This window comes from Bacillus cereus group sp. MYBK222-1, from assembly GCF_051916425.1.
GTDB lineage: Bacteria > Bacillota > Bacilli > Bacillales > Bacillaceae_G > Bacillus_A > Bacillus_A paranthracis.
This window is the reverse complement of the sequence record NZ_JBQAGP010000001.1, coordinates 556,744-571,247: the sequence shown is the minus strand read 5'-3', so window position 1 is coordinate 571,247 and position 14,504 is coordinate 556,744. Positions and strand designations below refer to the sequence as shown.

Genomic DNA, 14,504 nt, shown 5'->3' with positions numbered 1-14,504 from the left:
CTCCTTTATTTCATATTATGAAATCTTAAAAATTTTTTAGTGTAAATGAGTAAGGAACGGTCCCCCGTCCCTTACTCATTTAATTTATAAATTAAAAAATGATAAAAAATAAAAAGAGAAACGGCATCCCATTTCTCTTTTTCACTCTTATTGTTCTTTTTCTGTATTATTTAAAGGCAGTTTCTTCGCTTGTTTTTCTTTAAAGATTTCACCAATTGCCCCGAGAGTACCAAGTGTTTCAATTGCATTAGATGGAATAAAGACTTTATTTGCTGGCCCTTTCGCAACTTCAGCTAATGATTCAAATGATTTGTAAGCAAGTATACGTTCATCTAAATTCGCCTCGCGAAGTAATTCAATTCGATTTTGTTCTGCTTTTGCAATTTCCTCAATCGCTCTTGCTTCCCCTTGCGCTTCTAATTCTTTTGCTTCTTTAATACCTTCTGCTTCTCGAATACGTGCTTCTTTATCCCCTTCAGCCATTAAGATTTTACTTTGCTTTTCCCCTTCAGCACGAAGGACTTTATCTTGTTTTGCAGCTTCAGCTTCTAATATGATCGCACGTTTATTACGCTCTGCTTTCATTTGTTTTTCCATTGATGCTTGCACATCTTTCGGCGGATTAATATCGACAACTTCAACACGTTCAATGCGAACGCCCCATTTTTCTGTAGCTTCATCAAGTGCTAAGCGAATTTCTGTTGAAATTTTTTCACGACCAGATAACGTTTCATCCAGTTCCATTTTACCAATGATTTGACGCATCGTTGCTGAAGTAATGTTACGTACACCGTATTCATAGTTCGAAATACCATATGTCGCAAGTTCCGGTTCAACGACTTGATAGAAAATAATTGTATCAATTTCCACTTGTACATTATCTTTCGTAATTACTTTCTGCGGTGGTACATTCGTTTGCTGAATACGTAAGTCATGATATACACGAACGCGATCTACAATCGGGATTAATAAATTTAATCCTGGCTGCATCACACGCTGAAACTTACCAAATCTTTCAACGACTCCAACTTTTTGCTGTGGAATAATTTTAATTGTTAATGCGATAAATGTAACAACAATTAGTGCAAAAATAATCGTTAACGTTAATGCTACCATATTTATTCACTCTCCTTTTTTACTTGTAATATAGTACTATGCCTCTTTATAACAATAACTTTTTCTCCAGCATCAATTGGATCATCTGCAATAGCTGTCCAAGTATCTCCATCCACTTTCACAATGCCGTTCGCCTCATTTGTAATCGCTTGCATAACAATCCCTTTTTTACCTGCAAGCATATCTACTGTATCAGTAAAACCTTTTGCTTCCCGAAAGTTTTTTGATATTCTTTTCGTAAAGAAAGTCAATGTTAAACTTACAATTGCACCAGCAACAACTTGTAACAGTAGTGCTTCAGGAACAAACAAAGCAATAAGACCTCCGACAACAGCTCCAATTCCAAGCCAAAGCATGTAAAATGTAATCGACAGCATTTCTGCAATAAATAAAATACCAGCTATTATAAACCAAATTACCCAAGCAGCCATTTGCAACCCTCACTTTCTTTCTCATTTTCTATATGTATATGAAGAAAAGAATGGTTTATCCGCCCTTTCTCATACGTGGGCGCTTACTACAAGCTATTGTACATTTTCACTGTTACAATGAGTATTATTAAAATACTATATTAATATATTCTTCATTATACATGAAAATCCCTTTCAAAAAGTGACAAAAAATTAAATTCTTTCGAAAATTTAATTTCCAAATTATAATTATTCTAACTACTGAAATATTACTTTTTTGGAAGGTGGTGTTCTTATTGCAACAACGTTCATTGACTTACTATTTAGGATCGAAAATATGCATTACTCTCGCTGACATCGTATACATAATGATTATTACAACTCATATGTATATCACAACGAAATCAGCTACATTAACTGCTCTTTTTCCATTATTACAAGTCATAACTAATCTTATAGCAAATACATCTGCACCACTTATAATGAATCGTTTTTCATCTTATTCATTACTTTTTACACTGCAATGGATAAAAACTGCTCTATTATTTTTATTCATGATATTATTCCCGATCGTTTCCACAAGCATTGTAACACTATTCATTTTCATCTTTTTCATTTCATTGTGTAGCGGCTGGAGTGCTCCATTATTATACGGTATTCTTCCGCGCCTTACACCGAAAGAGAAATTAGTAAAAGTAAATAGTATATTTTCCTTTTCCACACAAATTGCGCAAGCCGCTGCTTATTCATTTACAAGTATTATTGTTCTTCTCGTCGGCGCTACTACTACACTTATGATGAATAACATATTGATGATTTTTGGATGTGTTGCATTACATATTTCCTTACGGTCCATACATACTGAACGAGTAATAGAGCCTTCTTCTTCAAAAGGTGCTGCTTTATTGGAAGGTTGGAAACTCTTATTTAAAAACCCTTCCCTCCGTACTGTTACATGTATGGACTTAATTGAAACTTTTGCAGGAACAATATGGATCGGTGCTATTACGATGGCTTATGTAACAACTGTCCTTCATAAAGGAGAAGAATGGTGGGGATTTATTAATACAAGTTATTATGTTGGGACGTTAATTGGCGGTCTATTAGCGTGGAAAATGAGTACATACATTCAAAACAATTTAATACGCTCTATGGCGATAGGCTCTCTTCTGTTTAGTATTCTTACATTTTTATATGGTATAACAAGTAGCGGATTTATTGCGCTGTTCCTATGCATTCTAATGGGCCCATGTTACCAAATTAGAGATATTTCTCAAACAACTGTTTTACAATCCAGCGTCGCTCCATCTTTATTATCAAAGATGTATACAGCTCACGGCGCTCTTCTCTCAACAGCTTCTGGCCTTTCTATGCTGAGTGTTGGCATTATTACCGATTTGTTCGGTGTTCGTACGATCTATATTCTCGCTTCAATCCTTATATTGTGCTCTGCTTGTTTATCATTTAACTTATTAAAATATGATAAGACAAAGCAAAAAAACATGTAACTTTAATGAACAAAATAAATAGGACAGGATTTCCTGCCCTATTTATTTATGATAAGTTAGGAGATTTCCGATGCTTTGTCGCTTGTTCAAAAGCGTATGCGAGTTTAATTAAAGTCCCCTCATGAAAAGCAGTGCTTGCAAGCGTAATTCCAAATGGTCTCCCGTTATCCATATATCCCGCAGGTATTGCTATAGACGGATAACCTGCTTTCGCACATATAGTGGAGCCTATATAAGAAGGAAACAGAATCGCATCAAGATTATATTTTTCCAGTGCAAAATCAATGCCTTGTTCTTGTGAAAAATATATATCTTCTAATCTTGCATTTAAATATTGTGGATTTCTTAACGTATTAGGAAAATCTTTTCTTCTTTCTAACTTAGTTTGTCCATATCTCAGAGCTCTTTCTGCTATGTTTTCATTAAACTCCATTAACTCTGAAATAGAATGCACTGGTATAGTAGAAGGCAATTTCGAAAGATAGTTATCTAAACTATGCTTTAATTCATAAAGCGATACACCCCAGCTCCATTCTCTATGAAAAGACGGCATATTAATATCCTCTACTACTGTCGCTCCCTCAATACGCAATACTTCAATCGTTTCCTTAAACAATTTTTCATCATACTCACCAGTTTCATAATACTCTTTTGGTGCATTGCTATATACACCAATTTTCGCTCCATTTAAACCATTAACATCAAGGTATTTTGTATAATCATGCTCTGCTATCCCTTCACTTTTATAAGTGGCTACATCTTTCTCATCTACCCCAGTTAAACTCCCTAACAAAATAGCCGCATCTGTTACCGTTCTAGCAAATGGTCCTGCTGTATCTTGCGAATACGTAAATGGAATAGTACCTCTACGACTAATTAAACCAACAGTCGGTTTAATACCGACTACAGAGTTTTGAACAGCTGGACTCAAAATAGAACCATCCGTTTCTGTTCCAACCGATATTACTGTACAGTTAGCAGCAACTGCTATGGCAGATCCTGTACTTGAGCCACCAACAAACATATCATCCTCACCCGTACCGTAAGGGTTTATTGTTTGCCCACCTCTTGCACTATATCCAGCCCACATTTCAAATGACATTGCATTTGCTAATTCTGTCATATTTGTTTTCCCTATTATCACTGCTCCTGCTTCTCGCAGCTTCGTAACGAGAAATGCATCTTCACTACTTATATGTTGTTCTAGCGCAATTGTACCTGCACTTGTATGCATAGAGTCATTCGTTTCAATATTATCCTTAAGTAAAACCGGTATACCATGTAATGGACCTCTTTTACCTTTAATCTTTCTTTCATAATCTAACGCTTCAGCAATAAAGATGGCGTCTGGATTGATTTCTAAAATAGAATTAATTTCCGGTCCATCTTGATCATACTTTGCGATTCTATGAAGGTAATACATAACTAGTTCTTTTGAAGTTAACTTTCCATCTTCCATCGCTCTTTGTATATCATGAATTGTTAATTCTTTTTGTAGTAGTGTATTGAACTAAATCTCCATTTTCATTCTCCTTCTATAAACCTTTATTGATAGCATATCTCTATTACTTTTTCATTTTCTCCGCTCCTCACATATACAACTACAATCCCTCTATAAGAATTCAACTTACCGATGTAAAAACCTTTTATTTCCTGAAAAATAAAAAAAGTCTGAAACGATTTCACCTTCGCCTCAGACCCTATTATTACTGCACGTATACCTCATCTAACAAATGTAAAAACTCACCTTGTTTCCCCGCTAATTCAGGGCATTTTGCAATATCAATCCATTCATAGCAAAATACTAAGCCTTCATCTTCCTCACCGGCACTTACAATATGTTCCCAACGATCTTTTACATCTGTTAGTAATGTTACATGGAAGAAATGGCGTTTTTGATATTCCTTTTTTTCTTTCACATGTATGATGTAATCAGCTAGGAATCGTTCTATGCATAAATGACGTAATCCAGTCTCTTCTTGTACTTCACGTAAAATCGCTGCTTCTAATGTTTCCCCTTCTTCCACTGTTCCTCCTGGTATTTGTATACCAGCTTCAGGTATATCACGATGTTTAAAAACAAGCAGTTGCATAACTCCTTCTTTTTCTCTTGTCACATATGCGTGTACTTTTTTCTTATATAACACCGTCATAATCCTTCTCTCCCCTCAATTGTTCACTGCGCTACTTCTTCAAGTGTTAGTTGATTTTCATATAAATATGTAGCTTGTGGATTTCCCACATACCTCACGTGCCATGGTTCAAATCGATAGCCCGTAATCGATTCTTTCTCCTTTGTATATCGGATGACAAAACCAAATTTATGGGCATTTTCAGAAAGCCACTGCCCTTCTTTCGTTTCACCAAAAATTGTCTCTAACTGAAACTTAGCAGATTGTGATGTGATATCCATAGCTAGTCCTGTTTGATGTTCACTCGTTCCAGGAACTGCACTCGACATTGCCGTTTTGGCTTCTCCATCTTGTTTTTTATACATTGTATTTAACGCTTTTTGCCGATCAAAAGATCTAAATCCAGAGACTGCAAATAAGAAAACACGCTCCTTATCCGCTTGCTGAAACATTTCCTCAAGCGCACCGGCCGCCTCTTTCCTCATTTTTTTCTTTTCTTGATCACCTTCACTAGAATAGCGCACTTTCGGAATAACTAAATCTGGCGGTCTATACCCGTCTGGTAAACGCCTACTTTTATTCACAAGCACAAGCATTGAATTCGGATTACTAATTACTGCAATATCTCCATCCATATTCGCAATCGTTTCTTTCGCTTTCGGAAATATGTTATTTACATTCACCTCGCGCGCTTGCTTATCCTTATACATTTTATAATTGATTCCTGCTACTCCAACAATGAGTATCGCCGCTACGATACCAAGTAGTATCCATCTTTTTTTCATATAACGACCTCTTATTTTAATAATTTGGCCATTTCATACTCATCGATGTTCTCTCCATCGATAATAAGAGCAGCTCTTTTGACACCTTCTTTCTCAAATCCAGCTTTTTTATATAGTGCCTGAGCTCTTGTATTGTGGGCCATTACCGTTAATTCTAAACGCCATACATCATGTAATCTTGCCCACTTCTCGACCTCTTTAAACAATCTAGTCCCAATACCTCGCCCGCTATACTCTTGCAAAATCCCAATTACAATACTTGCTACATGTCTCTTTCTTTGAATATGATTTCCATTCACTAAAATAAACCCTACTATTCTCTCTTCTTCAACTGCTACCAATATTGTTGCATATTTATTTTCTACAAAACGCTGAATCATTTGCTCTTGTTGCTCGGCTGTGAATTTCCTTTCTCCTGGTTCATACAACATAAATTTTGTTTCTTCATCTAATTGCTTACTTAATTGCAAAAATGATGCTGCATCTTCTACTTTGATTTCCCTAATCACTTCAATCACCCTACCAATTTCATAATAAAAAGCTTTCCTTGTAAAAAGATTTTCTCTACTTTCCCGAAAATCCCTTTGTAAATCTCCCAGTATAATTTGACAAATTTCGATCTTACTATAACATCGACAAATTATGTCTATTCTGTGACGCATCATTAATTACAAAAAAACGCAAGCTTTACATTACACTCACGTTTTTTCAGACTCTCGCATTCATTTCTGTTTCACTTTATCCATTCACTTTTTCTGCCTGCCAGAAATATTCACCAAACGCTTTAGCTAGCGCATCAATCGATCGATTTAGTTCTTCCTCTGTATTATCTACGCCACCAACTTCAATTAATATCGCTTGTCCTGACAAATCTTGATTGTAGACACCATTTCCTGTTTGGAATCCTTTTTGAATGACACCACGACTAACGCCTGGATATTTCTTACTAATCGTCTCATGTAAAGCCGTTGCTAATTGCAAGTTTTTTTCATAGTTTTTGTTACCTTTCCCTACTACAAACGCAAGCTTCGCATATGATTTATCACCGATTATTTTTGTCGTGACATTTTTCCGAGCACTATCACGATGTAAATCAAAGAAGTATTGTAATTCTTTATTGCCGGCCATTGCTTCTTGTACAATTTCCCGTGACATTTTATATGAACTATTACTATTTAACCCTTTACTAATCAACTTTTGACCAACATCAGTCTTGTCGTTAGTTGCTCCGATTCCTTCATTTGCTAATTGTTCACGAAATCGGTCGCCGACTATTGAAATATTCGTTACGGAACTTGTGGCTTTATTCGGATTTGGATCATTTGTTAAATTCAATAATGGCAAATAAGATTCCCAGCTATGCGAATGATAAATAAATGCAACTTGTCGTTTTCCTGTCGTTTGAGCTGGTTGCTTTTTCTCTTTATTCGTATCCGGCTTTTGAGCCTGTCCACCTTCTCCAGTCCGTTCTTTTACTACTTCTTCAAGTGGAACGCTCGACTCTATAGGCAAGTTAGAATAATTTGTTCCTTCACCCGCAATAACAATTTCTGTATCGTACTTACCGAAACCAGGTAGCTCTTTGCCGACAAAACTGCGTACATCGTTAAAACGAATATTCGTAGCCATAGAAAAGAGAAACGAAGATATTGAAAAATCTTGATTTAAATTTCTATATTCCTGTGTAAAATAATGATTCTCTTTCCCAAGAACGTACATGTAACCATTCATTGATAACTCATTTAACCAATTATATAAATACGTTGACTTTGTCTCTTTCATAGAAGTTACCATCATACTAATAAGAAAAAAAGTCGCTAGTACTGTAGCAATAATAAATAATACTAACTTACGTACACTCGTGAATTTCACATAAAAAAAGCCTCGATTCATACTATCACCTCTCTATTTCAAGTTATGTACAAGCTCTAGAGAATAGACCGTCTAAATTCAGGCTATATTGTTAATGAGGTGAAATGAATTGAAACTACTAATAGGAACACTCCCCGTTGTACTATCATTTATTTTTTATTGGCTTGCTAAGCATCCTACCATCCGTGTTGTGTTACATATTTCAGCATATCTAGCACTTTATGTACTCGGTACAATCATTTCTATTCATATATATGATGTTTTAATACAAGACTTAGTTTTTATGACAAGTATTCATGGGATTTTACTAAATCCATTTTTTCTTATATCAGGAGCGTATATAGGGATATACACTTTGTACCTACTTTTGTCCTACATTATTACAAATATAGAAAATGGAGCGCAATGAAATGCAACCACCGTTCATCTGTCATACATGCAAAAAAAGAATTACGCGAAAGAAAGATCTTATTACTACCACATGGTACTTCCGCTTTTATGTATTTCATAGTGATTGTTTTAAACGACAGCAAGTTTTTATCTCACGATTTATCCCTGTAAATACACTTATTAATTTCTTTCTTATTATATATGGGCTGATTGTTGGTAGCATTCTTATGACTGTAGAGCCATCTATCATTTGGCTTGTTTTCTTACTTCCAATTTTATATCGGTTTCTTTCCTATTATTATGTTGAACGTTTTTTCTCTAAATGAAAGTTAGACTTTCCTCTAGGAATACTTAAACATTCCCACTCATTTTCTTTTAACATTTTACCGATGTAAATCATTTGTCCAATATGCAAAGCATAATGAGAGATTTGTCTTTCAATTGCTTGCATGACAGTATGTGCTTCACCGCGAATATATACCGTCTGCAATAAATGTTCTGACGTTAGTGCATTCATCGTTTTAAAAACATATTCCCAACCTTCATTCCATGCTGCGAGTACCTCTTTCTTAGAAGAATAACCACCTTCAAATTCAGCATCTCGGTTACGATCTATTTTTTCACCGTCAGATGTTAAAAAATCCGTCCATCTAGAACGCATATTACCGTGCAGATGCTTAATTATAATTGCTATGCTATTTGTTACTTCATGAGAAGACCATTCAATCTGTTCATATGATAATTGTGAAAGCACCCGTTCCCCTTGTTTCTTTGTTGCTTCAAAATTCGAAATGGCACACTGTACGTATTCGCGTCCAATATCCATGTTCCCCCGCCTTTACATTAACTAATTTTTGTTCCATTTGGTAATTCCATATTAGGCTGCAGTAATACGACATCACCCGCTTCAGGTACTCCTCCTAAAACAAGTACTTCTGATTTAAATCCCGCTACACGCTTTGGCGGAAAATTTACAACAGCAACGATTTGCTGACCGATTAAATCTTCTGGGTTATATCTCTTCGTAATTTGAGCACTTGACTGCTTCATTCCAAGCTCTCCAAAATCAATTTCTAGTTTAATCGCTGGAACTCTCGCTTCTTTAAATTCCTCTGCATGTGTTACAGTCCCAATCCGTAAATCCAAAGTTAAAAAATCTTCAAAATTAGCCATTTTATCACTCCTTTCATTTATTACTTAGACAAAACAAAAAAATCCCCTTTAAAAAAAGAAAGGCGCCTAAGCACCTTTCTTTTGTAATTCACTTGATTCATTTGATTTATAGAAGAAGAAACCGAGGATCCCGCCAATACATGATGGGATTAACCATCCTATTCCTTCTTTATATAATGGTAACATTTGTAGTACGTTAGAAATCGCGTCAATTTTAATATTCGCACTTTCTAAACCGTTAAAGAAACTAATTAACAACGCACCTAAAATAGCTCCAATATAAATGGTATTACGCTTCCCAATCCATTTATGGAAGTAAGAAAGTACAATTAATACGATTGCAACTGGATAAATAATCATTAACACTGGTAAAGTAACTGCGATTAATTGTGTTAAACCTAGGTTAGATACAATTAAACTAAATACACATACCATTGTTACAATCGTTTTATGCGAAAGTTTTGGGAATAAGTTTGTAAAGAAGCCAGCACAGGCTGATGTTAATCCAACAGAAGTTGTTAAACAAGCAAGTACAATAACAAGTCCTAATAAAATTTTACCACTTGTTCCATATAACTCATTTACAACATTCGTTAAAATAAGTCCACCATTCTCTGATACCCCAAGTGATGTACTTGTTGAACCAAGATAAGCAAGTGATAAATAGATTAACGTTAAACCAAGTACAGCGATAATACCTGATACTACTGTTATTTTTGCAATTTGATTACTCTCTTTTATTCCTTTAGAGCGGATAACTTGTACAACTACAATTCCAAATACAAGCGCACTAATTGCGTCCATCGTTAAATATCCTTGAATAAATCCACCAAAGAAAGCATTTTCCTTGTATGCCTCTAGCGGTGCAGCTGGTTCTCCAATCGGATCAACAATTGCCTTTCCGACAATTACAGCAACAATTAATACTAACAATGGTGTAAGAAATTTCCCGAACCAATCCACTAATTTTGATGGATTTAAAGATAAATACCAAGTTATTCCGAAGAAAATTATAGTGAAAAGAAATAGCATGTACCATTCGGAAACTAATGCCTCTGATAAAAATGGCTTCATACCCATTTCAAATGAAACGGCTCCCGTACGCGGAATCGCGAAAAAAGGTCCAATCGCTAAATAACTAATTAATGGGAAAACAAACGCAAATATAGGGTGAACTCTAGAAGATAGCGCTTTCAAGTCCCCCTCTACAAACGCGACAGCTGTTACAGCTAATAGGGGTAATCCGACTCCCGTTACAAGGAATCCAATTGTAGCAACCCAAACATTCTCTCCAGCTTGTTGCCCTAAAACTGGTGGAAAAATTAAATTTCCTGCTCCTAAAAATAGTGCAAATAACATTAAACCAATTGCTACCGTATCACCTGGCCTTAAACGTCCCTTCATGCTTTTCATTTGCATAGCACTTTTTCATTGTTTATCTCTATTTTCACAATATGCTATGCATCCTCCTCTCTGTTCAAGCTGATAAAATATGCCCCTTACAAAGCAGTGTCTTTCTCCATAATTTCTCCAGTCCCCTTATTTTTACTCTAATTATTAATTTTTGATTTTTTTGAATTTTTAAATCATTAGAGTGGTATTGCGCGGAGTATAGTTGTCAGACCTCTTTGTTTTTATCACACATATAGTAACATATTTAGTTGAAAAATAAAAACATATTTTCAAATTGACTTTTTTGAAAATCAAAATTATCTACATTTTTTATTCTTTTGCACAAATATTGTTTCAAACTCACTTATTATCTATCGTTATTTTTAAATAATTTTATACACGTAACATAACAAAAGCCATCCAACATAATTAGACGGCTTTTGCATATTATTCTATCGTTTCAACTTCACGTGGATTTTTCATCTCTTCCACATACACCACTCTAAATCCGTGATCTTCTAAATCTTTCAATAACGTCTCTAATTCACCATCGTTAAACTCTTCTCCTAATGTAAACATAATTCTACGAACTAATAAGGCATCATTATCAAAAGTCATTAAACTTTGGATACCTGTATATTTTTTTAATACTGTCGATAATTTTTGAATAGCCCCATTATAATCTTGTGTCCCAATCATGACAGAATATTTACTAGAATGAACGCCCCAAGCATCTTCTAATAGCTCAAAAACTTTTTTATGCGTTAAAATCCCAAGAAAGACTCCTTTTTCATCAACTACTGATAAATAAGGTAATTTTTTTATTGTAAAAAATACTTTAAAGAACGAAGAATCTTCTCTGACATATCCTTCTTTATCGTTTAATAGTTGTAATACACTCTCTTCCAGTGAACCTTTATATTCTAAAATATCTACTTTATATATATTCCCTAAATATTTCTCTTTTTTTTCATCTAAAACTGGTACACAACGATAACCAGTTTTATTTAAATGCTCTAGCGCTTCCCCTACTGTAATTGAACTTGAGCAAAATAAAACTTCCCTTTTCGGCACATAATTCCCTTTAATCCTCATAAACAGCCTCCTTATGTTAAAATACTTTCTGTGCCATAACTATATTATATTTTCAGAAAAAAATAAATAATTTATTTTATTTTTCTGAAAATTATTCATTTTCTTGTCATAATTTATTCACGTTTCATTCAATTCTATCCACTACAATACTAAACTTCTTTAAGAAAAATATATTGTAACTTACTCCGAAAAAAGCTAAAATAAGAATAAGAATTTTCTGAATATTCAAAGAGTAGGTGATTACATGTCTTTATTGCGCTCACATATATATAAATTTATCGTTGGTGTTCTCATTATATTTATCATTAGTCCTATTCCAACTTTATTCGTTACACATAAATACTCATACATCACCGGCTTTATAAGCATTTTCCATAACTTCGCACAACTTTCTTCGATGACAATTCCAAAGATTGATTGGATGCACGAATCTATCTTTTTCTCAGCAAATGAGATGGTACATACTGCTAATCAATCAACACCGTTATTCCCTTACATGTGGGAAATATATTTTTTATCGATTGTTCGTTTTACCTTTACTCTTGCAATCGGATTCTTCATCAGCTTAGGGATTGGCCATTTATTTTTTAAAGCACCTCAATCGGTTAAAAAGTTCGCTTCTTTATTAAGATGGATTCCTTATTCTTTATGTACTGTATTATTACAATGCGCAGTCTTATTACTACTCCTATACATCACAAAATTTATAAAGATTCCTTACTACTCATCTTTTATCATCGTTTGTAGTACTTCCATGATTATCGTTATGCAAGCAATAAAAAAATGGATTCCTTTCTTAAGTAATACAAATGAATATGAAATAAAACAAGCTTCTTTCCTTGTAGATACATTGTTTTTAGCGCTTACTTCGAATCATAAATCTATTTTAGGTTCCATTATTCTTTCATTCGTTTTTATGGAATGCGTTTTTCACGCAAGTGGACTATTGCAATTTATCGTTCAATTCGGCGGAAATGCACCTATTATTGTTACAATTAGCTTATTACTTTTGTATATCCCGTATTGTATACTCTCATTCCTTCAAACGCTATGGACGACAAACTACTTTAAACAACAATCATACGCTTTAACGAGAAGTATTCCAAAACCTTAATTTAAAATAACCCTCTAGAATCTGAAAGTAGAGGGTTATTCCTTTTGTATAGCGGACAAAATAACAGCAAATTCAAAAACCATTGCAGAAACATACCAATATTTACCCTTTTTCTTTGACTATTCTTTTCATTTGGATTTATTATAAAAGTATAACATAATTGCAGGAGGTGACATCTTTATTCCAAACGACGGAATAGAGAATACACTTGGACATATTAAATATTTTTCTCATCTTTGTTCTTATCCTTATTTCCGGCTTTTTCGTTGCATCAGAATTTGCTGTTGTAAAAGTACGAAAAAGTCGAATTGACCAGCTTGCAAACGAAGGCAATAAACAAGCTTTAGCTGCAAGAAGTGTCATTTCTAATTTAGATGTTTATTTATCAGCTTGTCAGCTCGGGATTACAATTACTTCTTTAGGGCTTGGTTGGCTTGGTGAACCGACTGTGGAACATTTACTACGACCGCTCTTTGAAAAGATTAATATTACTGGAACAATGGCAAATACTTTATCATTTATTATTGCTTTTAGTGTGATTACATTTTTCCATGTTGTATTAGGTGAATTAGTTCCAAAGTCATTCGCAATTCAAAAAGCAGAGGCGATTACGCTTAAGTTTGCACGACCACTTATTTTATTTGATAAAATTATGTACCCGTTCATTTGGTTACTTAATAGTACTGCTATCTTTTTCACAAAACTACTCGGTTTAGAACCTGCGAAAGAAAATGAACTTGCCCATTCTGAAGAGGAACTACGACTCATTTTAGGTGAAAGTTTCAAAAGCGGCGAAATAAATCAAACCGAATATAAATATGTAAATAATATTTTTGAATTTGACGACCGAGTTGCGAAAGAAATTATGGTCCCTCGTACAGAAATGATTTGCTTATCTACTGAAAATACGTTAGAAGAAAATATGGATATCGTCGCAACTGAAAAGTATACACGCTACCCTATCATCGAAAAAGATAAAGATGATATTATCGGTATGATCAATACGAAAGAAGTATTTCACGATCAAACGAAAGGCATTCATAAGCCACTTGAATCTTACATACATCCAGTACTAACTGTATTTGAAACTGTTCCAATTCGTAAAACACTGGTACATCTACAAAAGAATCGCGTTCAGATGGCAATCGTTATGGATGAATATGGTGGTACTGCTGGACTTTTAACAATGGAAGATATTCTTGAAGAAATCATTGGAGAAATTCAAGATGAGTTTGATGCAGATGAATCACCCATGATTGAAAAACGTACGCCTAAACTTACTGTTCTAGATGGAAAAGTACTTATTTCTGAAGTAAATGATATGTTTGGCTTACATATTGATGAGAGCGACTTAGATACAATTGGAGGCTGGCTATTATCGCAAGCAGTTGACGTAAATATTGAAGCTGGCTACTCCATCGAATATGCCGGTTTTCAATTTAAGGCATTAGAACTTGATGGACATCAAGTCAAAAAAATTGCTGTACATAAATTAGATATACAAAAGGAGTTATAAA

15 protein-coding genes and 1 pseudogene are annotated in these 14,504 nt (G+C 34.4%); 5 read left to right on the top strand and 11 right to left on the bottom strand.

The annotated features are described in order from the left end of the window. Positions 1-147: 147 nt before the first annotated feature. The gene (locus ACTFR9_RS02925) at positions 148-1,116 is read right to left on the bottom strand and encodes an SPFH domain-containing protein (protein ID WP_000226261.1); all 969 of its coding nucleotides are present in this window, start codon (positions 1,114-1,116) and stop codon (positions 148-150) included. 2 nt (positions 1,117-1,118) lie between these two features. Beyond that, complete coding sequence (locus tag ACTFR9_RS02920) at positions 1,119-1,547, bottom strand: NfeD family protein (protein WP_000741991.1); 429 nt, start codon at positions 1,545-1,547, stop codon at positions 1,119-1,121. A 275-nt stretch (positions 1,548-1,822) separates the two neighbouring features. Here ACTFR9_RS02920 and ACTFR9_RS02915 point away from each other — a divergent pair, with 275 nt between their 5' ends. Next, positions 1,823-3,034, top strand: a complete 1,212-nt coding sequence (locus ACTFR9_RS02915) for an MFS transporter (protein ID WP_440048940.1) — start codon at positions 1,823-1,825, stop codon at positions 3,032-3,034. 46 nt (positions 3,035-3,080) lie between these two features. Here ACTFR9_RS02915 and ACTFR9_RS02910 read toward each other — a convergent pair. The 5 genes and pseudogenes from ACTFR9_RS02910 to spoIIP all read right to left on the bottom strand — a co-directional run. Beyond that, positions 3,081-4,544, bottom strand: a pseudogene (locus ACTFR9_RS02910) (amidase family protein); the annotation flags it as partial. A 196-nt stretch (positions 4,545-4,740) separates the two neighbouring features. Next, entirely contained in the window at positions 4,741-5,187 is a 447-nt protein-coding gene (locus tag ACTFR9_RS02905; RefSeq protein ID WP_000217583.1) for an NUDIX hydrolase, read from the bottom strand. Between the two features lie 23 nt (positions 5,188-5,210). Beyond that, entirely contained in the window at positions 5,211-5,951 is a 741-nt protein-coding gene (locus ACTFR9_RS02900) for a M15 family metallopeptidase (RefSeq protein ID WP_000747655.1), read from the bottom strand. An 11-nt stretch (positions 5,952-5,962) separates the two neighbouring features. Beyond that, positions 5,963-6,460 carry a GNAT family N-acetyltransferase gene (locus tag ACTFR9_RS02895; RefSeq protein WP_000617586.1) on the bottom strand — a complete coding sequence of 166 codons (498 nt, stop codon included), beginning with the start codon at positions 6,458-6,460 and terminating at the stop codon, positions 5,963-5,965. A gap of 229 nt (positions 6,461-6,689) precedes the next feature. Further along, positions 6,690-7,844 carry a stage II sporulation protein SpoIIP gene (gene spoIIP / locus ACTFR9_RS02890; RefSeq protein WP_001079296.1) on the bottom strand — a complete coding sequence of 385 codons (1,155 nt, stop codon included), beginning with the start codon at positions 7,842-7,844 and terminating at the stop codon, positions 6,690-6,692. 88 nt (positions 7,845-7,932) lie between these two features. Here spoIIP and ACTFR9_RS02885 point away from each other — a divergent pair, with 88 nt between their 5' ends. Both ACTFR9_RS02885 and ACTFR9_RS02880 read left to right on the top strand, forming a co-directional pair. Beyond that, positions 7,933-8,232: a hypothetical protein gene (locus ACTFR9_RS02885; protein WP_000770753.1), complete on the top strand. Its 300-nt coding sequence runs from the start codon at positions 7,933-7,935 to the stop codon at positions 8,230-8,232. Position 8,233: 1 nt separating this feature from the next. After that, positions 8,234-8,539, top strand: coding sequence for a hypothetical protein (locus tag ACTFR9_RS02880; RefSeq protein WP_002091944.1), 306 nt, complete (start codon positions 8,234-8,236; stop codon positions 8,537-8,539). On the opposite strand, the gene ACTFR9_RS02875 is transcribed toward ACTFR9_RS02880, so the two are convergent. The 4 genes from ACTFR9_RS02875 to cbpA all read right to left on the bottom strand — a co-directional run bounded on the left by ACTFR9_RS02875 (position 8,512) and on the right by cbpA (position 11,873). Continuing rightward, entirely contained in the window at positions 8,512-9,039 is a 528-nt protein-coding gene (locus ACTFR9_RS02875; protein WP_000351110.1) for a DUF1572 domain-containing protein, read from the bottom strand. The genes ACTFR9_RS02880 and ACTFR9_RS02875 overlap by 28 nt on opposite strands. A gap of 17 nt (positions 9,040-9,056) precedes the next feature. Further along, on the bottom strand, positions 9,057-9,386 hold the full coding sequence (gene csaA / locus ACTFR9_RS02870; protein WP_001263033.1) for a chaperone CsaA: 330 nt from the start codon (positions 9,384-9,386) through the stop codon (positions 9,057-9,059). Positions 9,387-9,452: 66 nt separating this feature from the next. Continuing rightward, positions 9,453-10,790, bottom strand: coding sequence for a branched-chain amino acid transport system II carrier protein BrnQ4 (gene brnQ4 / locus ACTFR9_RS02865; RefSeq protein WP_014297788.1), 1,338 nt, complete (start codon positions 10,788-10,790; stop codon positions 9,453-9,455). Positions 10,791-11,225: 435 nt separating this feature from the next. Further along, positions 11,226-11,873, bottom strand: a complete 648-nt coding sequence (cbpA, locus tag ACTFR9_RS02860) for a cyclic di-AMP binding protein CbpA (RefSeq protein ID WP_001220514.1) — start codon at positions 11,871-11,873, stop codon at positions 11,226-11,228. 244 nt (positions 11,874-12,117) lie between these two features. Between cbpA and ACTFR9_RS02855 the strand changes: the two genes are divergently transcribed. Then, a complete protein-coding gene (locus ACTFR9_RS02855) occupies positions 12,118-12,987 on the top strand; it encodes a hypothetical protein (RefSeq protein WP_000055304.1) in 870 nt (289 codons plus the stop codon). Between the two features lie 208 nt (positions 12,988-13,195). After that, the gene (locus ACTFR9_RS02850) at positions 13,196-14,503 is read left to right on the top strand and encodes a hemolysin family protein (protein ID WP_000353728.1); all 1,308 of its coding nucleotides are present in this window, start codon (positions 13,196-13,198) and stop codon (positions 14,501-14,503) included. The last annotated feature ends 1 nt before the right edge of the window (position 14,504 follow it).

What these genes read in the sequence shown, in the direction of transcription:
- ACTFR9_RS02925 (WP_000226261.1), bottom strand. Translation starts at nt 1,116, where the DNA reads ATGGTAGCATTAACGTTAACGATTATTTTTGCACTAATTGTTGTTACA.
- ACTFR9_RS02920 (WP_000741991.1), bottom strand. Translation starts at nt 1,547, where the DNA reads ATGGCTGCTTGGGTAATTTGGTTTATAATAGCTGGTATTTTATTTATT.
- ACTFR9_RS02905 (WP_000217583.1), bottom strand. Translation starts at nt 5,187, where the DNA reads ATGACGGTGTTATATAAGAAAAAAGTACACGCATATGTGACAAGAGAA.
- ACTFR9_RS02900 (WP_000747655.1), bottom strand. Translation starts at nt 5,951, where the DNA reads ATGAAAAAAAGATGGATACTACTTGGTATCGTAGCGGCGATACTCATT.
- spoIIP (WP_001079296.1), bottom strand. Translation starts at nt 7,844, where the DNA reads ATGAATCGAGGCTTTTTTTATGTGAAATTCACGAGTGTACGTAAGTTA.
- ACTFR9_RS02880 (WP_002091944.1), top strand. Translation starts at nt 8,234, where the DNA reads ATGCAACCACCGTTCATCTGTCATACATGCAAAAAAAGAATTACGCGA.
- ACTFR9_RS02875 (WP_000351110.1), bottom strand. Translation starts at nt 9,039, where the DNA reads ATGGATATTGGACGCGAATACGTACAGTGTGCCATTTCGAATTTTGAA.
- csaA (WP_001263033.1), bottom strand. Translation starts at nt 9,386, where the DNA reads ATGGCTAATTTTGAAGATTTTTTAACTTTGGATTTACGGATTGGGACT.
- brnQ4 (WP_014297788.1), bottom strand. Translation starts at nt 10,790, where the DNA reads ATGAAGGGACGTTTAAGGCCAGGTGATACGGTAGCAATTGGTTTAATG.
- cbpA (WP_001220514.1), bottom strand. Translation starts at nt 11,873, where the DNA reads ATGAGGATTAAAGGGAATTATGTGCCGAAAAGGGAAGTTTTATTTTGC.
- ACTFR9_RS02855 (WP_000055304.1), top strand. Translation starts at nt 12,118, where the DNA reads ATGTCTTTATTGCGCTCACATATATATAAATTTATCGTTGGTGTTCTC.